The 19,213-nt window shown below is 52.1% G+C and carries 15 protein-coding genes; all 15 read right to left on the bottom strand.

The genetic code is table 11. From position 1 onward, the window contains the following. Positions 1 to 262: 262 nt before the first annotated feature. The 15 genes from GSF01_RS15080 to murA all read right to left on the bottom strand — a co-directional run bounded on the left by GSF01_RS15080 (position 263) and on the right by murA (position 19,164). Positions 263 to 4,117, bottom strand: coding sequence for an S-layer homology domain-containing protein (locus GSF01_RS15080; RefSeq protein WP_159885410.1), 3,855 nt, complete (start codon positions 4,115 to 4,117; stop codon positions 263 to 265). Between the two features lie 277 nt (positions 4,118 to 4,394). Next, on the bottom strand, positions 4,395 to 5,510 hold the full coding sequence (locus GSF01_RS15075) for a glycosyltransferase family 4 protein (RefSeq protein WP_159885408.1): 1,116 nt from the start codon (positions 5,508 to 5,510) through the stop codon (positions 4,395 to 4,397). 210 nt (positions 5,511 to 5,720) lie between these two features. Next, positions 5,721 to 6,878, bottom strand: a complete 1,158-nt coding sequence (gene csaB, locus GSF01_RS15070; protein WP_159885406.1) for a polysaccharide pyruvyl transferase CsaB — start codon at positions 6,876 to 6,878, stop codon at positions 5,721 to 5,723. Further along, a complete protein-coding gene (locus GSF01_RS15065; protein WP_159885404.1) occupies positions 6,851 to 8,911 on the bottom strand; it encodes a DUF5693 family protein in 2,061 nt (686 codons plus the stop codon). Before GSF01_RS15065 ends, csaB begins: the two co-directional genes overlap by 28 nt. 17 nt (positions 8,912 to 8,928) lie before the next feature. Further along, positions 8,929 to 10,638 (bottom strand): phospho-sugar mutase, encoded by a 1,710-nt coding sequence (locus GSF01_RS15060; RefSeq protein ID WP_159885402.1) that lies wholly within the window; start codon positions 10,636 to 10,638, stop codon positions 8,929 to 8,931. Positions 10,639 to 10,710: 72 nt separating this feature from the next. Continuing rightward, on the bottom strand, positions 10,711 to 11,142 hold the full coding sequence (gene fabZ / locus GSF01_RS15055) for a 3-hydroxyacyl-ACP dehydratase FabZ (protein ID WP_159885400.1): 432 nt from the start codon (positions 11,140 to 11,142) through the stop codon (positions 10,711 to 10,713). A 153-nt stretch (positions 11,143 to 11,295) separates the two neighbouring features. Next, positions 11,296 to 11,823, bottom strand: coding sequence for a CDP-alcohol phosphatidyltransferase family protein (locus tag GSF01_RS15050; RefSeq protein WP_159885398.1), 528 nt, complete (start codon positions 11,821 to 11,823; stop codon positions 11,296 to 11,298). A gap of 90 nt (positions 11,824 to 11,913) precedes the next feature. After that, positions 11,914 to 12,132 carry a DNA-directed RNA polymerase subunit beta gene (locus tag GSF01_RS15045; protein WP_235941522.1) on the bottom strand — a complete coding sequence of 73 codons (219 nt, stop codon included), beginning with the start codon at positions 12,130 to 12,132 and terminating at the stop codon, positions 11,914 to 11,916. A 28-nt stretch (positions 12,133 to 12,160) separates the two neighbouring features. Then, on the bottom strand, positions 12,161 to 13,033 hold the full coding sequence (locus GSF01_RS15040; protein ID WP_159885396.1) for a flagellar hook-basal body protein: 873 nt from the start codon (positions 13,031 to 13,033) through the stop codon (positions 12,161 to 12,163). Between the two features lie 51 nt (positions 13,034 to 13,084). After that, the gene (locus tag GSF01_RS15035; protein WP_159885395.1) at positions 13,085 to 13,984 is read right to left on the bottom strand and encodes a flagellar hook-basal body protein; all 900 of its coding nucleotides are present in this window, start codon (positions 13,982 to 13,984) and stop codon (positions 13,085 to 13,087) included. Positions 13,985 to 13,999: 15 nt separating this feature from the next. Further along, positions 14,000 to 14,998 carry a rod shape-determining protein gene (gene mreB, locus GSF01_RS15030; protein ID WP_159885393.1) on the bottom strand — a complete coding sequence of 333 codons (999 nt, stop codon included), beginning with the start codon at positions 14,996 to 14,998 and terminating at the stop codon, positions 14,000 to 14,002. Between the two features lie 302 nt (positions 14,999 to 15,300). After that, complete coding sequence (spoIIID, locus tag GSF01_RS15025) at positions 15,301 to 15,588, bottom strand: sporulation transcriptional regulator SpoIIID (protein WP_159885391.1); 288 nt, start codon at positions 15,586 to 15,588, stop codon at positions 15,301 to 15,303. Between the two features lie 207 nt (positions 15,589 to 15,795). Continuing rightward, the gene (locus GSF01_RS15020) at positions 15,796 to 16,530 is read right to left on the bottom strand and encodes a M23 family metallopeptidase (protein WP_159885389.1); all 735 of its coding nucleotides are present in this window, start codon (positions 16,528 to 16,530) and stop codon (positions 15,796 to 15,798) included. 63 nt (positions 16,531 to 16,593) lie between these two features. After that, entirely contained in the window at positions 16,594 to 17,646 is a 1,053-nt protein-coding gene (gene spoIID / locus GSF01_RS15015; protein ID WP_159885387.1) for a stage II sporulation protein D, read from the bottom strand. A 195-nt stretch (positions 17,647 to 17,841) separates the two neighbouring features. Next, on the bottom strand, positions 17,842 to 19,164 hold the full coding sequence (murA, locus tag GSF01_RS15010) for a UDP-N-acetylglucosamine 1-carboxyvinyltransferase (RefSeq protein WP_159885385.1): 1,323 nt from the start codon (positions 19,162 to 19,164) through the stop codon (positions 17,842 to 17,844). Positions 19,165 to 19,213 lie beyond the last annotated feature (49 nt).

The following is a 19,213-nucleotide window of genomic DNA, read 5'->3' as shown; positions in this document are numbered from 1 at the left end:
TTGCGCTCCTAGAAAAAAACTTTTTGTTTTTTTCTAGATATCGGCGGGAAGCCCGGCAACACCCTCAGACTATTCTTCCGGCCTCCGGTTCGCTTACGAAGTTTAGTATACACCTGATATATAAAGGCGTCATTACTAATTATTTTCCATATTCAGTACGGCTTGCTTAAATCCGGGCATTCCAAAACCTACTTATATACTCAACAGAATAAAGACATCCGAAACGGCAGTTGTCGGTCCCGGATGTCTTTATTTATTGGATTTATTTAGGGAATTTCTTTTGTTGCTGAAGAACGCGATAAGCTATAGCCGCAGCTTGAGCTCTCGTAATGTTGGACGCGCCGTCGAAACGAACGGTCGTTTTGGTTTGTCCTTCCAGCAAGTCGTTCGGGATTCCATCCATCAGCTTGGCTTTGGTAACAGCTTCGATAGCCGGAATAAACTCGGGATCGGTAATCGTTACACCGTCCGTAAATGACTTTTGGAGGGCAGCTGTCGCTTTCGTTACATCCGTCATCTTAAGGTCGGCAGCACGGGCAATCATAAGCGCTGCTTGCGCTCGAGTCAACGTCTGATCATGCCCAAAGATATTGCCGGCGGTCCCGCGCACAATACCTGCTCGTGCAGCTGCTTCAATATGCTTGAAGTCATAAAGCCCGAAGCCGCTGCGCAAATCACTGCCCCTAGGCACATCGATGAACATGCCGTTATACGTCCGATCGCTGGTATCGACTCGCGTATCCGGATTCTCCAGAGGAAGATCGAAGATATTAACCAGCATCTGCACGAATTCACCGCGCGTTATAAATTCGTCCGGCAAAAATCTGCTGACTTCCGTATCTTTACTGCGCATAATGCCCTTGGAATACAAAGCTTCTATATAAAGCTTCGCCCAGTGCTTATTAGACGCCGTATCCAGATCTCCAAAACCGTTATCCATATACATGACCTGGAAGTACCCGAAAGAATCAATCGGAACGGTAATCGAGTTGTCCTTTGTGTTGACAACGCCGCCGATATTTCTCCACTCGCCATTAGGGCGCGAAGGCATCGTGCCCCCGTTTGGATTTTCATAAACGTTATACTGGAACACGCTTAGATATCTCCAAGCTTCATCCCTGATTATGGGATCAAATTTCAGCGTAAGGGTCCCAGGCTTACTCGGCACAACCAAATATTTAATATCGCGGTTATGGAACTGTCCAAGCGACGAGTTAATATCGGAGCGCTCTGTCGGTAAGCGGCCGCCTCCTTTAACAAGCGCCTGGGTCATCAAGTTCTCGCGTTCCGGGTCTACATCCGAAATATCCTCGATCGTGCCCCCGTCGATCCAATAACGCTTGCTGGCCGGGCGGAATCTTCCTGTTTTCTCTACGAGGAAGTCCTTGAATGCCGGAGTCTCGCTTTTCTCGAGTCGGCCGTCTACCGTACTTGCGATGCCGAACAGCAGACTCCGTTCCGTTGTAATAAACTTGGCATTACGGTCGTTGCGGATCAGCTTGGTATCCTTAGGGAACGTCAGCTTAATATCGCCGCTGAATACGTTGAACGAGTTGGCCATTTTGGCTTTGTATTGCAGCCCCTCGATGGCCGTATTCGTGTTATTCAGAACGATGGAGCCGGGCTGCTGGTTATCCCCGCGCACAATGGTAAACTTGATTTCGTTATTGCCTGCCTTCAAATTATTAACGTCATACCGGAACAAGCCCGGGTATGCTTTTTGCTGCGCTGCCTCTTCTTTGCCGACAAGAACCCTGGTCGCATTCTCGGCATAGATGAATAAAGTCATGTAATTCTTATTAATATTCAATTGGCTCTTACCCGCCGAGTTTTTCACCAGGACCAGATCCTGCAGCGTCAGGCCGACGGAAAGCGGATCGATAATCCGGTACGGCTGCGGTTCACGCTTAATGCGGACCTGCTGACGAATTTCAGAGCCGTTATTCGCTCTTACCTTTAACGTGAAAATAAATTCACCATACGTACTCGCCGGGAAGTCGTACTTATCCAGGCGAATCTGAACCGTTCTAGGCGTATCGCTAATGCTTGTAGTCGTTGTTGTCAACACGGACTCCGTCGAGGAGCCGGGAAGCTGCACGCTGATCGTCATCGTCGGACTCATGGTCCCTTGGACCACTTGCCCGAGCAGATTAATTTGACTAGCCGTCGTGGTGTACCCCGTCATGGTCTTCACGAATCTCGGATCACTCACATTATAATCGAGATCGAACATCGTAATCGAAGGACCATTGTCCGATATGATAAAGAACTCATACTTGAATACGACTTCCTGTGTACCTACCTTAATCGTAATGGTCAGCGTTTTCTTGCCGTCCTGCTCCAAAGTCCCGCTTGCATTGAGTGCCGTATACGGAATTTTAAAGAGCTCGGGATTCGTTGCGTCAAATTCAGGTATTAAGGTAGTTCCATTGAGCATGATATCGACAGGAGCTCCGGCTCTGTTCATCAAGCGTCCGGAAATACACGGCTGCTCCGTACCGCACCTCAATTGATCCTTGTTCGTAATGACCATACCGTTATAGACATTATCCAAAATCAAAAGCGGCGATGATGAAATCTGCAGATTATAGGTTTTCGTCGAAGCCATCCACGGAGATCCGCCGGTGTATGGAATAACCTCGAGCAGTGTCTGACCGTCCGATATGCCTTTGAGCGTAACCTCTGCCATATCACCCGTGACCGTGTATAGCCCGCCCGTATTAGCTGTGTCCGGATCTTGATCGTCGTAAGGCTGACCGTTGACCTTTACCAGGACTTGATCCGAGTTTTTAGTAAGTATACGCAGCTTGGAAGGAAACCGGTTTATTTGCGTGCTTCCATCAGGTTTGTTCAACGCTACCGTACGATTGTTCGCCTCGTCGACGATCAATTGCACTTCGCCATCGATATAAGGCTTGTTCTTGTCTACAAAATCAAAATAAAACAGCTCTTCTACTGGATCCAACCGGTAGTTGGTATCTTCATATTGAACCTTCAAAATCTGGGTTTGACTGCCGACTGCTATGGGCAGATCGACCTTAATATCGTGCGTAGTAAAGTCACCAGACACCACGATAGGAAGTGTCACGGAATGACTTCCGGCGTCACCGTTATTGAGCTTCGGCGTCGCTGAACTGGAGAGTACGCTGAAGCTTTTGGTGACAAAGTCATACCGGACCTTGTACAGGCTTTCCATGCCCGCCAGCGATATATAGGCATACTCATATTCGTAGACCGCAGAAGTAATCGACCTCAGCTTCATGCGTACCGACACATCTGTAATTCCCTCCGTTTCAATAGAAGGTCTCTGAATGATTTCCTTCCAATCGAGCGGAGAGGTCAGCCCGGATACTTCGATATCATACGGATAGGCCGCGCCGTTGTCATAAATAAATTTGCGTTTCACGGAATACGTGTTGTTCCCTTGCTTGGCCACAAACGTAAGCTCGTTGTTGCCCGGCTTCAGCCTCATATCGCTGACACGGCCGGTATTAAAATAGAACGTAAACTTATTGCGGGCAAAGCTCGCCGGATAATAGGCGTCCCCGTTGAGATACAAGGTGATTTCATCCGCATTGGCCGCCGTACCTGTGATGGATTGCAGCGTGCCTGCTTTCTTGACGGTAGAATTCTCTACGAGCGGCTGATCGTTCAGAGCCAGATCGCTAATCGACATGGCAGCAGAGAAATTCGCCCATCCCGGAACGGACGTATATCCGAACGAGTCATGCTTAAGTTCGATTTTATTCAAGCCCTGGGTCAACAGAACGTTGCTGAAAGTAATTTCGCTGCCGTTCTGAACCGGCCTGATGGTTTTATCCTCCGATACCTTAAGGGTAGTCGTATTCGTAATCCGGAGGTAAATGCCTTGGACCTGATTATCCGGAATACCGGCAAAGTTAGCTGTAATCGTAATCGGATTCGTCGTGAACGTATCCACCGCATTGCTGGATGACGGTTTATTGTCATCGCCTGTGGCGGGCGCCGATACGTTATTCAGATTGGAGATGGCAATCGTAACCGCAGTTGCCGCAGTGGCTGAAAGTGGCGTCCAAAGCGTGAGCAGCATAGCTAAGATAAGCAGTGCGGAAGTCGTGCGGGTTGCTTGGCGTTTCAAGTTGTACTCCTCCTTGCTGAGCAAGATAATTTTAAGTGCGTGCGAAGCCATTTCATCGTCGCTCGTCCTTCATAACGAACGGTAACCTAGTCCAGTATCAGCGGCCTCCTTCCAGCTCTTATCCCTATCGTTAGACAGGATGGCCGAGGAAAAGATCATGTACTTTTTTTATCGGCTCAAGATCCTCAAAATTTTAGCATTTTCAAGCAATCCGCCGCGCACAAAAAAACCCGGGCCGCAAAGACCCGGGGTATATCCCATATCTAACTGTTCTTGTTTAATTATTTCTGGACTTCGCATCCAACAGATTGGCCTTAAGTCCCAGTTTATTCAAGAAACGCAACACCGGCTTCTTGGTCTTGCTGATGATGCCGATGGCCTCCGCTCCGAGCACGAGCACACAGAGTAGTATAACGACCAGAAGCACAGCCGCCCAAAGCGTTTCCTGCTGGGAAATATACGACAACAGAACGGCTGAAGAACCGAAGACGGCAGCGATTCCGTATATGATCAGCACGGTGGTTCGGTGACTGAAGCCTAATTGGAGCAAGCAATGATGCAAATGGCTTTTATCCGCCACCGATATCGGCAAATTATTGACCCAGCGGCGCATGATAGCGAAAAACGTATCCGATAAGGGCACTCCAAGAATCATGATCGGCACAAGAAGAGAGACGACCGTAGCCTGCTTGAATCCAAGCACGGATAAGGTGGCCAGGGTGAAGCCCAGAAATAAGGCGCCGGAATCCCCCATGAATATTTTAGCTGGATGAAAGTTATAAAATAAAAATCCAGCGATGCTTCCAAGCAGCAGCGTACATAATAGAACAACCGTAACGTTACCCATCATCAATGCAAGGATGAGGATGGTCGTGGTCGCGATCCCGGAGACTCCGGCCGATAAGCCGTCCAACCCGTCAATCAGGTTAATGGCGTTGGTCACTCCAACAATCCAGAAAATCGTCAGCGGCACCGCCAGCCACTCCAGCGAAATGACCTGATCCCCAAACGGAACGTTAACCAAATCGATGACAACGCCGGAATAAACGACGACGCTTGCCGCCAGAATTTGTCCCAGCAATTTGATTTTGGGCGATAAGTCAAACCGATCATCCAGCGCGCCAATGAGCACAACGATCGCTCCGCCGACAAGCAGTCCGAATATCACATCCGACTTGAGCGAATCCATAGCCGGAGATACGACAAAATAAGAAGCTACAAAAGCAATAAAAATAGCCAGTCCGCCGAGCCGCGGCATAATGCGACTATGTACCTTGCGATGGTTCGGTGCATCGACAGCTCCCACCCAGAAGGCAAAACGTTTGACCAGCGGTGTCATCAGCAATGCGATCATCAAAGCAGCAGCGAATCCGATCACGTATAACCAATTCATATGTGCGTTCACAACCCCTTTTTTCTATGAAACCCCCAAACACTTCAAATTATACGCGCGCAGTCCGTTAAACTCCATACGCATTTTGAGTGAATTTGGGCGGTTTTCCGCTGGTTTTCATAGTTTTTCAAGGATTATAATCAATTCCCTTCATGCCTGTCACTTTCACTGCGAATTACGGCTCCACAGTACGTTTTAGCGAAGGGATTTCTACTTGCCCTGCACATTCTTAACCCCTTCGGAGGATGATCGAACCGCTTGGCGAGCAAAAAATCGGGCGATCCGCTCAGCAGGGCGCTGGGCTTCTTCCTGCAGACGAGCTATCCTCTCGCGCTTCTCTTCCACCCAGGCTTCGCGGTTGCGGAGATGGTCCAGAAGCTCGGCTGCCAGCGCAGCGCTATCCGGGAGCCTCGTACTGGCAGCAGGCTTCATATCGAGACGATTTAAAAACTGATCGATCTTCGGATCGTAGGACAGCCCAACCATAGGCACATATCTGCCGGCCGCATAGATCAGTGCATGCAGTCTCATACCTAGAAGAGCGTGACAGTCTGCCACCTCGGCAAGCATATGCTGGGGATGTGTAATGTTGTTGGCGATGGAGGTCCGTCCCTTATACATTTCCCCTAACTGCTCCTGTACATACAAGGAGGCCTGTTCATCAGAAGGAAGATGAAACGGCAGGAAGCGCACATGCGCCTTGCTTTGCTCCAGCACCTGACGCAGCGCATCCGCCACCGCGTTCAGCTCCGAACGGTCATCATTCCACCAGCGAACGGAGACGCCGATAACAGGACCCTCCGGTTTCTCCGTGCGGGCGACCGTTCCCTCGGGCAAGGGCATCCCCATGACGGGATCGGGCACGACGGTCACCTTCTGTTCCTGTAAGCCCATGCTCACCAATAATGCCTTGGACTCCTCATCGCGGACGGTCACATCCTCGCAACGGCGGAAAGCAGAGCGTATAAAGCCATAGAACAGCTTGCGATGCACAGGGCCTATCCCCTGCGAATAGATAAACACAGGCTTTTTCAGCCACTGAGCCATCCGGATGACCGCCACATAGTAAGGAATCGTTTTGGCGCTCGTCTCATCCTGCAGCAAACTGCCCCCGCCGCTGATCAGGCCGCCTGATGTCTTCAGGGCGCGCCACACTTCCTTCGGCCTCATCCGGTGCACCGACTCGACCCCGTAGGTGCGCGAGGTCCATTCCGGGTTGATGGATAGAACGACAGGGGTGAACTGCACCCCCTGCCGCGCTCCCTGCTCTTTCAAGGCAAGCAGGATCGATTGAAGCACCGCTTCGTCGCCGCTGTTGTTAAATCCGTAATAGCCTGAGATTACGATGCGCTGATGCGGGGTACCCAACGACGCCAACTCCTTATGACAATCTCCCATACGATGATTAGACCGAAGCCGATCAGCGTGCCGAACGCCAGTCCGTATACAACCCGAATGGAGGAAATGACAAGCGGTGTATGCAAATGCGCGAACGTATCTACAATTGAAGCTTGCCCGATGACTCCGATCAGGATCAGAAGCAAGGCGTTTCTGTATTTGAAGCTCAAGTACGCTCCAAGAATGAACAGCGGATGGGCGAACATGAATTCCTTAATCCGCGGTCGAACCCCAAGCGTATTTTCCAGAAATGCCCGGAAGTAACGTTCGACTCCTGTCGTCGTGCCTTCATTGCCCGTTCTGGACAAATAATAGAAGCCGGCCGCAGCGATTGCCACGAAAGCGACGACCCAAAGAACGCTGATATGCTTGGACAACAATTCACGCGTGCGTATTAACCGTTCCCTGTGACTGATTGGCTCCAGGAATAACAGCCAGTACACCCCAACAATCAGTATCGGAGCCAGATGAAGCACGCTGACGCCCCGGAACTGCTCCAGAACAAGGGAATACGTAATCTGATTCAACAGGCCGACGATAAATAAAATACCGATAGCCGAGATCAACGACGATCGAATCAGGAGCAACACGGCGAAACCGAAGCGTTTGGAAACTGAAGGCATATCGTTCCTACGCTTCGACGCCCGCAAGGCGAACATAATAGCAAGCGAGGAAGCGCATGTGCCCGCTCCCAGTGCCAGTGCTTGCGCGAACAGGCTGGAGCTCAAGACGAACAGGCCTGCAGAGCCGATCATACCGAGCAAGAATATCAACAGGGTCAGCTCCGCCACGAAATACGATAAAGTGACGGCGATCAAGGCAACGGCCCCGATCCATAATAGAAGCTTGGCGACGGTCTGCCACCCCGAATGAACAAGCTGGAAGCTCTGTGCCGTACCGAACGTATATCCGGCCTTCTCAATCCGCGGCAGCGCTCCCTCCGGTCCATCCAGCGCTTCGTACATTGCGCTAAGCGGATTGACGATCTTGCCCTTCTCCGCGCTTTTTACTGCACGCGCATTAAGGAAAAGCATCCGAATATTGCGGTCCTTAACCGCTAGCACAAGCCGATCCGCCATTCCTTGAATACGCCCGTTCAATTCTTCTTCGGTCAGACTCTCCGTCAGCTTGGTCGAATCGGACTCGGTAAAAGAGTGCAACCGGACAACCTGATGATGGATCCGCTTGGCCAAGCCATTAAACCCTTTTTGCGGCGTTTTCTGCATCTCTATAGCAGCCAGGCCGATATGGTGCTCACGCAGCATTTCGCCCATCTTGTCTAAGTTTAAGGTATCCTCGGCGCTGACAAAACCCGGTACGGAATCTCCGTCAACGATGATCCACTTGACTCCAAGCCTCTGTAGATCGCCTAACAGCTTATCCATCGGGTTCGTTTGGAAAGGACGACGGTTAGACAAACGAACGACCAAAGAGAACCCTTGCTCCTTGAGCTTCTGCATGGTGATAAAGTCAGGGTCCAGCGTCTGCATCAAAGCTTCTTCCATCCCCATCCGGATGATCATCCCCGGCTGACCCTTATAGCTCCAGGGACTTACTTGAACCTGGAGCAGGCCGAAGCTCTTCTCCACCATCTCTCGAATACGCGGCTCAGACTCCTTCTCCGTGAACAGAATATAGGTAAAGTTCTCGTTAGGTGAAATCGGAGTCTGCGTAAGCGCCGTTGCCTCATGGGAAGAAAAGACCTCGATGCGACGGCTGAGCTTCAGCTCATTCAGCGTGGCCTCATAGACAGCGAGCGACCGGACGCCATGCTCCTGAAGAAGCTTCAGCTGCTGGTCGATGAAGCTGCGGGGATCCGGCTGTGTATCCGATATTTCCAGAAGATCCCGATAATCGAATACCACATCTACCTTGCGTCCGGACTGCTGCTCCGTCTGATGCCGCTCATACGCAACGGGGATGGCGGCCAGCATCCCGATAATGACCAGCCACCACAGCCCTTTAATCGCCAGTTTGTTCCATCTTGCATACCTTTCCTTCACGCTGTCAGCTCCCACTGTCACTGAAATTGATCTACACGGGACATTACGTTCTGAACAAGTCCGTTGATGGCCTGCGCAGCCGCTTCACCCGTCTCGCCGCGAACGGCGAAATATACTTTGATCTTCGGCTCTGTACCCGACGGACGCAAGCAGAACCAGGAATCGTCCTCCAGCGTATACTTCAGTACGTTTTCAACAGGAAGCCCGTACAAGCCTTGCGAGAAATCCTCTACCTTCACGACCTTCAATCCGTTCAGCTCGGCAGGCGGTTGAAGGCGCCAGTCCTGCATAATGGCCTGAATTTTCTCTACGCCGTCCTTGCCCTTCAGCGTACGGGACTCCAGCTTCTCCAGGAAATAACCGTACTGGGCATACAGCTCTTGAAGCACATCATAGAGGGTCTTGCCTTGGCTCTTATAGTAAGCGGCCGCCTCGCAGATCAGCATGGAAGCGATCACGGCATCCTTGTCGCGCGCATATGTGCCTGCCAAGTAACCGTAGCTCTCCTCATAGCCGAAGAGGAATCTGGCTTCGCCCGTTTGCTCGTATTGGGTCATCTTCTCTCCGATATATTTGAAACCGGTCAAGGTGTTGACGACCTCGGCTCCGTAGTTCCGAGCAATCACAGCTCCCAGTTCACTCGTTACGATCGTTTTCACGACTACGCCGTTATCCGGCAGCTCGCCCCGCTCCTTCAAGATGCGCAGCAAATAGTCGACCATGATCGCGCCAGACTGATTGCCCGTCAACACGAAGTATTCTCCTTGCGGGTCCTTCACCACAGCTCCCATCCGGTCGCAATCCGGATCCGTACCGATGATGATATCGGCATCGACCTGCTTAGCATCCCGGATCGCAAGTGTGAAGGCTTCGCGTTCCTCCGGATTTGGCGACTTCACTGTAGAGAAATTCGCATCGGGCTGCTCCTGCTCGGTCACCACATGCACATGCTCGAACCCGATCATAGCAAGCGCCGCGCGCACCGACAGATTACCTGCACCATGAAGCGGCGTAAAGACGATGCGGAATTGATCACCCATCCGGGTGACAAGGTCGGTGTTCAAGCTGACGGAGGTGACCGCCTCGATATAAGCCGTATCGACGGCATCCCCAATCCATTCCAGCAGCCGCTTGCTCTCTGCCTCGCTCCGGGTCAACCGGCGTACATCCGAGAAGGACTGTACGCTGCGGATCTCGGCGATGACCTGCTCGGCCTGATCCGGAACAAGCTGTCCCCCGTCCTTGCCATATACTTTGTAACCGTTGTACTCGGGAGGATTATGACTCGCCGTAATCACGACACCGGCAGATGCCTGCAAATACCTGACGGCAAAAGACAGCTCCGGGGTTGTCCGCAGCGATTCGAATACATAGGCCTTGATTCCGTTGCCAGCCAGCACCTTGGCCGTTTCCAGAGCGAACTCAGGGGATTGGTTGCGCGAATCGTAAGCAATGACCACGGAAGGCGACGAAGCTCCGGTTGCCAGCAGAAATTGCGCCAGACCTTGCGTAGCACGCGCGATCGTATAGACATTCATCCGGTTGGTTCCCGCTCCGATGACCCCGCGCAAACCGCCTGTGCCAAATTCAAGATCCCGGTAGAACCGGTCTTCCACTTCCTTCGCATCCCCTGCGATAGCTTGAAGCTCCTCTTTCGTAGCCTGATCAATCGCCTGGTCGTTTAACCACAGTTCATACTGTTCTTGCACACGTGTTTGCGTACTCATCCTCGTCCATCTCCTCTACCCGTTTGTATGTATGTACCGGTAGTCCCATCCAGTCTTAAGCTCTAAGCTGCCTTACTCTTGATTGATGAGAGCGAACATAATCTCGCCCTCGGCAACCACCCGATCATTGACCTTGGCCGTAGCCTGCCCTTTACCGATGGTTCCCTTCACTCTCGTGATGACCACTTCCAAAATCAAAGTGTCTCCCGGCTTAACTTGATCCCGGAAACGGAAGTCGTTAATGCCGGCCAGCAGCCCGATTTTACCTTGATTGCTTTCTACTTTCAATAGTGCCACAGCCCCGACCTGAGCCAATGCTTCGGTAACCAAGACGCCTGGCATAACCGGATAGCCCGGAAAATGACCTTGAAAAAAGGGCTCGTTGATCGTGACATTTTTTAACCCGACCGCTCTGACTCCAGGCTCTACCTCCAGAATCCGGTCTACGAGCAGAAACGGATAGCGGTGTGGAATGATCTCTTGAACTTGCTGCGTGTCATACAAAATATATAAGCTCCCTTCATCGAATAAAATCAGTCTCGTTGGCAAAAAATAACGCTTGTCCCTTCATGAGCTGCAGTAAATGAAGGTTGATATAAGGGAGCTTATGCCACAGAGTGCAGCGATCGGCTGCAAAGCCTCGGCATGGGCTCTTTTTTAACGCTGGTGGCCGGCGCTGCCCTTATTTAACAACTTAAATTGAAGAATATAAATAACAGATGCAAGAAAGGAAACCGCTATGACGAACCAGAGATAGGCATCCGCGAACGGGAGCTGAAACACAATCAGCAGGATCGCGACATAATAAAGCACCGTTGTAAGCTTGCCTAGCGCATTGGCCGGGACGGTCTTCTTTCCTCGAAAGTGAAAAATGGCCGAGCCTACAATCATCCCCGCATCCCGCAAAAAGATGGCGGCGGCGGCTGCCCATGAAATCATGCTCGAAAATACGAGCGACAAGATAACCGTCAGCATCATCAGCTTATCCGCAAGCGGGTCCAGCATACTCCCCATAGCCGTCACTTGATTATGTTTACGTGCCAGATAGCCGTCCAGCACATCGGTAAGCCCTGCTGCAAGCAGCACAAAAAAAGCGCTCTTGACGTAGCCTGATGCAAAAACGACCCCATAGATGGGAATCAGGAGAAGCCGGCATAGCGTTAATGCATTGGGCAAATTCCACACAGCAGTTGTTCCCCCCTACATCCATTCATTATACCTTTATCACAAAAAAAATAAAACTCCCTGCAAGGGAGTCTCGTTGGTCTCGATCACTCATGTATTGGCAAATATAAGATCGAATAAATGACGCCAGGTGTTGAGTTCAAAAACCTCATCCAACGGCTGCTTTCCAATATACACATACCCTATCGAAAGTCCTATGAAAAGCGCCGCCAAACTCGCAATCGGGATCCACGTCCAGCGTATGATCGCCTTGATCACTTTGACCCATGTCTTCGTTGCGGGCTTCGCTTTCTTTCGGTTGTCGCTCAAACTTCCTACCTCGCTTTGCGTACGGCCATTACACGCGCAAATTATTGGCCAGATTCATCAATTGGTCGGCAGAGGAGATGGCCCGCGAATTTAACTGAAACGCCCGCTGTACCATGACAAGCTCTGTCATCTCTTCCGACAAATTAACGTTCGACTGTTCGATAAAGCCTTGCCGTACCGTAATCGGATCAACGGTGTTATTACCCGCCGTCACCGTCTGAAGGATCTCTTCCCTCTGTTCCGGCGTGATGTCGGCGGCCAGCGCATACAGGTTGTCCCCTACTTGCTGGAGCAGCTGCGGACGAACAACGCGCACGGTCTTGATTTGACCGAGCTCGGTCGACGGAGCAGACCGGTCAACTTCATTGTAGGCGATGACCGTTCCATCCGGCTGTACCGTTAACCGATGATTAACCGGTACGCGGATCGGATTGTTGTCCGCCCCCACGATATAATGACCGTCCTTGGTAGTCAGATATCCGTCCGGGTCGCCCGGATCGACGGATGGCGAGACATCGAACGCCCCGTTGCGAGTCCAGCGGATCGTCTGCACCGGTTCATTATTCGCATTCAGCGTCACCGTGGCAATCTCGAACAATCCATTGCCCTCTATGGCAAAATCAAGAGGATTCGCGGTGTTTTGAAGCGATCCCTGCTCCATATTAAGCTGTGCCTCTACCAGCTTGCTGCCCCATCCCTGATTGTAGCCAAGCGGAGTCAGGCGCCCTTCCTTCTGGAAGTTTTGCGGCTGCTGCTTCACACTGGTCAACACATCCTGGAACGAAGCTTCCTTCCGCTTATACCCGGTCGTGTTGACGTTGGATATATTATTAGCCAGCAAATCGAGCTTTTGCTGCAGGGCTTTCATGCTTACCGAAGAGTTAATCATCGAGTTGTTCATTCAAGCATTCCTCCTAATCGCCAAACTTGAGGGACGGCACCTGCAGCAGGCTTAGACGCGCCCGATTTCATTTACCGCTTTCTCCATGCTTTTATCGTAATACTGCACCATTTTCTGGTTGGCTTCGTAGGCGCGTAGCGCGGACATCATATCGACCATGGACTGGCCTGCATCCACGTTCGAGCGCTCCATGTACCCTTGACGGACCTCAACCTGGTCCTGATCGTCGATCAGCCGGATGCCTCCCTGGTCAGGGGCAGCCAGCCGGTACAAGCCATTTCCTTCGCGCACCAGCTCATTAGGGTCCTCGACGCGCGTTATTCTCATCGCCATGGGCTCGCCATCCGCACCCGGGATAGCTTGTCCGTCAACATTGGTGAACATGCCCGAGCGTGTGATTCGAAAATTCGTAATCGGAATTCTCGTTCCCGGCTCCACCAGCACGATAGGTTGTCCATCACGACCGATAACCTGATGGCCGTCCGAGTCGATCAGTTGGCCGGTGGCATCCAGCGAGAACTTCCCGTTCAGGGAATAACGCTCCTGTCCCTCGGCATTGGTCACGGTAAAGAAAGCTTGGGGCTGAATAACCCGCTGTCCATTTTCATCTACGTATTTGCCTGAGCTGTCGAATAGAGCGCCGGGCACTTGGATGTTGGAGATGAGCGCAAAATCAAACGGATTATTGGTTTCCTGAATATCTCCCTGCGCATGCAGCGAAACGTTCTCCTCCGCCATAACCCCTGTATGAATACGGCCGATAGAGGTTGAACCCGGCTCGTCCTGACCGCCCCGTACGCGCGAGATCAGCATCTCCGGGAAGGATCGATTGATCCCATTTCCGCCCTTAAAGCCCGGTGTATTGATATTTGATATATTATTCGTCACAATATCATGCTTGCGCTGCTGAGCGATCATACCGGAAGCGGCAGTATACAGGCCTCTTAACATGGATGGCGTGCCTCCCTAAAATTTGCGTTTCGAAACCTTGTCCAGATTGTCCAACATAATGCCCGTCCCTTTGACGACGCAGTGCATAGGATCTTCTGCGATCAAGATCGGAACCTTAAGCTCGTCCGCCAGCAGCTGATCGATTCCGTGCAGCAAAGCGCCCCCGCCGGTCAGGATAACGCCGCGGTCGATGATATCGGCCGACAGCTCGGGCGGCGTTCTTTCCAGCACGGTCTTGGCTGCCGTCACGATCGTGGATACCGGCTCCCAGAGAGCTTCCTTGATCTCCTGGGCATTGATGGTCAGCGTCAGGGGAAGACCGCTGACCATATCACGTCCGCGGATATCCATCGTCTCGCGTTTTCCATCCGGGTGAACGGTTCCGATCTTGATCTTAATATCCTCGCTTGTCCGCTCGCCGATCAACAGCTTGTACTTGCTCTTGATATATTTCATGATGGACGAGTCGAACTTGTCCCCGGCGTTTTTAACCGAAGAAGACGTGACGATATCGCCCATCGACAATACCGCCACATCCGTCGTTCCGCCACCGATATCTACAACCATATTGCCGCTTGGCTCGAAGATGTCCATACCGGCGCCTATAGCGGCTGCCTTCGGCTCTTCCTCCAGAAACACTTCCCTTGCCCCGCTACGCTCTGCAGCCTCGCGGATCGCCTTCTGTTCTACCGACGTGATGTTTGTCGGAGCGCAGATAAGAATACGGGGATGACTGTACCAGTTCTTCCCGCCTACTTTATTAATGAAGTATTTCAGCATCATTTCCGTAATTTCGAAGTCGGCAATCACGCCGTCCTTCAACGGACGAATTGCCACAATATTGCCCGGTGTTCGCCCAACCATACGACGGGCTTCTTCCCCCACGGCAAGCACCCGCTTCGTATCGCTTTCAATAGCGACGACTGAGGGCTCATCCAGGACCACGCCCCGACTTTTGACATGAATCAGGACGTTTGCGGTCCCCAGATCTATTCCGATATCCTTGCTTAACATTCTCAATAATCCTCCCTAACCAACCGTCCAGCCTTCAGGTGAAGAAGCGGCACTACGAGTGATATACGTTATGTAGGTAAATTCGCCATCGAATTGGAAATTCCTCTTTTTTACGACTGATTTTTCGACAAATCTCGCTTGTGCCCAGAACCTTGCGAAGTTAGGTCCATAAAACCGCTGCAGCGCCCAGCCGGTCCTCCTGTCGCTGCCCTATCCCCGCTTCTGGTAGCATCTCCGCTCACTACTCTCCGGTCTTAGTAAGGAGGTCAGCCAGGTTATCCGCAGCATACTGCCGATTCGAGCTACTTGACGGTAACCAGCTTTTCCTGCGTTTTCGGATTCCGCGTCTTGCGGTACTTGATCTTGGTCGCTTCTCCCCCCCGCAGGTGACGGATGGACTTGTGGTATTCCAGGATGTGCTTGACCTGATTGGCAAGCTCCGGATTTATCTCCGGCAGACGCTCCGTGAGATCCTTATGCACCGTGCTCTTGGAGACACCGAATTCTTTGGCTATGGTGCGGACCGTATGCTTGGTTTCCACCAAACAACGCCCGATCTTGATGGTTCGCTCCTTGATGTAATCGTGCAATCCCCTCGCCTCCCTACTCGAGTTAGTTTGGTACAGTATATGAGGGGCACACGCTTATATTCTTTGTTTCCTTGGTGTGACAAGCTTGGAATGTACAATTATTTTCGGGAGACAAGCCGGAAGTAAGCCGAAAACCCCGGAATGCTCTCCCCAACGGAAGAAAAAGCAGAGGAGTGATGCTCCCCTGCTTGCTGATGCGCTTAACGTTTATTGCTCCGAGATATACTGCTCCGGATTGAGGGCCGGCCCGCCCTGTCCCTGGCGAAGCTCGAAGTGCAGATGCACGCCTTGGTCTTTCTCCAGCTCATTGCGGCCTGCTTTGGCGAGCACATCGCCCTTCTTGACCTCGGCATCCTTGACTACCTTCACATCGGCCAAGCTTTGATACACGGATACTAGCCCGCTGCTGTGCGTAATTTCCACCAAATTCCCGACGAGCGGATCTTTTTGAACGGCGGTTACCTTGCCGCTGGCTACCGCCAGCACATCAAAGGTTTGATTATCCGCTTTGGCAAAGTCCATCCCGATATGCGGAGTGAACGTATCCCCGTACTCGACCATGGCGGCCTGCCGGACTTCGCTAGACGCTTTATTGTCGAAGAACGGCAGAATCTCCTCGAGCTCAGCTCGGTTTGCGAAAGGCCATTGCATCGTTTCTTGCTTGACGCTGGTAGCGACGGCATCCGGCCCTGACACGCTTTCCGTCACCGTTCCCGTCTTGGTGGAGTCCGAGACGGCGGTCTTGTTCGTATTGAACGTTCCCGCTCCCTGATACACCCACATTAACGTTAAGATGATTGCCGCTGCTGCCATGTACGTCGCCGGGAAAACCCACTTCTTACCGAGCAATCTTTTCCAGGATGAGGCATTGCCGTCTTTCACTCCCTCGATCGATTTGGGAGCTTCTTCTTGGACTTTGAAATCTTTCTTTTGTTCATTCATCTATTATCACCTCGCTAACCAGTCTTGCCGGATTTGCGAGATTTATACGCACGGTTACGACGTTTAGAAACTTTTTCCTTCTCGTAGATTAGCCGCCTTCTCAAGCGTAACACCGGTATAATAATATTTGATAATTTCCTCCGCCGTTCTTCCTTCCTTGGCCATTCCATTGGCCCCCCACTGACTCATCCCGACCCCATGCCCGTAGCCCGTCGTCGTAAATGTCCATTTGCCGCTGCTATAGCTCCACTGAAATTGACTGGACGGCAGCCCCAATCTCTCCCGGAACTCACGCCCCGTAAAAGTCCGTCCCCCCGCCGTTAGCTGTTTGATCCGATGTCCTTCGCTGCGCTCCACGATATGCAGCCCGTTTTTGCTGCCAGCGACTGCGGAGACGGCTGCAGGGAGTCCCAGCTTCTGCTGAAGCTCCTTGGCCGAAAGCGTGATGCTGTCCCTATACCTTGGAGAAAGCCCCTCGTCCCAAGGGCTTGGCACACTGCGGAGATAGGGGAGCGACACATTCCAATAGTCCTCCGAGTTTTCCGTATATCCGTTGCTTGTCGAAAAATAACTGGCCTCAATGGGCTGGCCTGCGTACGTGATGACGCCATCCTTAGTCGCCTCTACTGCCCGTTTAAGCTTATTCAGATTGGATTCATATCGATCCGGTCCCCAGCGGCGACGCAGCTCCTCATTCCCCGCATACGCCTGATGCGCCGTCGTATCCGTCACGGTTGCGGAAGATCCCGCTATGCCTGCCACTTCGCCGCTTAGCAGCCGCCGCACTATATAAGTGCGTGCAGCGAGCGCCTGCGCTTTTAGGGCTTCCGGTTCGAACTCGATCGGCATCTCCGCCGCGACCACGCCCAGCACATAGTTTTCCAGCTCGATCGGCTCGGTGGATTGAGTCCCGCTTAGGTAAACTTGGACCAGGATAGCCTCTCCGTCCGGGGCTCGGGCCGCATGCCCGTCGGTTCCCTTCTTATCGGGTATTCCGGAGGGAGAGCGCACAAGCAACCAAGGAACCAGAATAACAACGGCCAGAAAGCCAAGAAGCCAAAACGAGAGCCATCGGATCCAGGCCGACTGTGTGCGTGAAAGCTTGTACTTCATCATGCGCTTCTTCCCTCTCCTCTTCCATTCTATCTGACTTGCCCCTCGCAGACCTAAGATTACTATCTACCGGAGCGGCGCGGGTAACATTAGCTTATGTGTCAAAAAGATAGAATAGTACTGGAGAAAGAGTTGGGTTCTAAACAAAAAAAGGCCACTCCTGAAGGAGCGACCGCTGTTGCTTTCGTATAATCTCTATTAGGCTAACGTAGGCTGTACGGCAAACAAAGGCATCGTTTCCGGCTCCAGCTGAAGCTCTGGCTCAACGGACAGACGACGGATATCCGCACCAAGACGCGACAGTTTTTCCGTGATTTCCACATACCCGCGATCGATATGATGAATGCCCGTAATCTCCGTATCGCCGTCCGCAACCAGCGCAGCCAATATCAACGCCGCCCCTGCCCGGAGATCCGTCGCGCATACCTTGGCCCCCTTCAGCCGGGCACCCCCGCTAATAACGGCCGTACGTCCCTCGACTTTAATCTGGGCGTTCATGTTCGTCATCTGCTCCACATGCATGAAGCGGTTTTCGAACACAGTTTCCGTCACAATACTCGTTCCATCGGCCGTAAGGAGCAGGGCCATCATCTGCGACTGCATATCGGTAGGAAAGCCCGGGTAAGGCAAGGTTTTCACATCGACTGAGCGTAAAGGACGGCTGGCGAAAACACGAATCCCGTTCTCATCCTCATCAATTTGAACACCCATTTCCTGCAGTTTGGAGATAACAGGCCGCAGATGGTCGCCGATGGCGCCTTCAATATAAAGGTCGCTGTTCGTAATGGCCGCCGCCATCATGTATGTTCCTGCTTCAATCCGGTCAGGTATGACCGTATGTACCGCACCGCCCAATCGCTCGACCCCATCGATACGGATCATTCCCGTACCGGCCCCACGAATTCGGGCTCCCATCGCATTCAAATAATTGGCTAAATCTACGATTTCGGGTTCCTTGGCCGCATTCTCGATCAACGTCGTACCTTCTGCCAAGGTGGCCGCCATCATAATATTTTCGGTAGCGCCTACACTTGCCACATCCAGATAGATCTTAGCGCCCTTCAATCGTCCTTGAATACGCGCTTCAATATAGCCCTGGCCGAGTTCAATCTCAGCGCCCATCGCCTCGAAGCCCTTCAGATGCTGGTCAATCGGTCTTGTTCCGATGGCACAGCCGCCCGGCAGCGAGATGCGCGCCTGCCCCATACGGGCAAGCAGCGGTCCCATCACCAGGAAGGAGGCCCGCATCTTGCGAACCAATTCATAAGATGCCTCGCAAGTCTGGATGCGTGTCGCATTGACCCGGATCGATTCATGCTTATACTCCACTTCGACGCCCAAGCTTTCAAGCACTTTATTAATAACCATTACGTCGTCCAAAGGAGGTGCGTCATGAATAACGCTTTCTCCCTCCATTCCTAGTAGAGAGGCTGCGATAATCGGCAGCACGGCATTTTTCGCTCCGTGAATACGAACCCTGCCGGACAACTTTTTGCCGCCGCGGACGATAATTTTGCTCATCTGGATCCCCTCCGCGTATCAGTATCGTGTATTTACATAGCATTCGTGA

It is taken from the genome of Paenibacillus puerhi (genome assembly GCF_009846885.1).
In the GTDB taxonomy this organism is placed as follows: domain Bacteria; phylum Bacillota; class Bacilli; order Paenibacillales; family NBRC-103111; genus Paenibacillus_G; species Paenibacillus_G puerhi.
This window is presented reverse-complemented; position numbering and strand designations above follow the sequence as displayed.

What these genes read in the sequence shown, in the direction of transcription:
- spoIID (WP_159885387.1), bottom strand. Translation starts at nt 17,646, where the DNA reads ATGATGAAGTACAAGCTTTCACGCACACAGTCGGCCTGGATCCGATGG.
- GSF01_RS15035 (WP_159885395.1), bottom strand. Translation starts at nt 13,984, where the DNA reads ATGTTAAGAGGCCTGTATACTGCCGCTTCCGGTATGATCGCTCAGCAG.
- GSF01_RS15040 (WP_159885396.1), bottom strand. Translation starts at nt 13,033, where the DNA reads ATGAACAACTCGATGATTAACTCTTCGGTAAGCATGAAAGCCCTGCAG.
- GSF01_RS15075 (WP_159885408.1), bottom strand. Translation starts at nt 5,510, where the DNA reads ATGAATTGGTTATACGTGATCGGATTCGCTGCTGCTTTGATGATCGCA.
- murA (WP_159885385.1), bottom strand. Translation starts at nt 19,164, where the DNA reads ATGAGCAAAATTATCGTCCGCGGCGGCAAAAAGTTGTCCGGCAGGGTT.
- GSF01_RS15020 (WP_159885389.1), bottom strand. Translation starts at nt 16,530, where the DNA reads ATGAATGAACAAAAGAAAGATTTCAAAGTCCAAGAAGAAGCTCCCAAA.
- mreB (WP_159885393.1), bottom strand. Translation starts at nt 14,998, where the DNA reads ATGTTAAGCAAGGATATCGGAATAGATCTGGGGACCGCAAACGTCCTG.
- GSF01_RS15060 (WP_159885402.1), bottom strand. Translation starts at nt 10,638, where the DNA reads ATGAGTACGCAAACACGTGTGCAAGAACAGTATGAACTGTGGTTAAAC.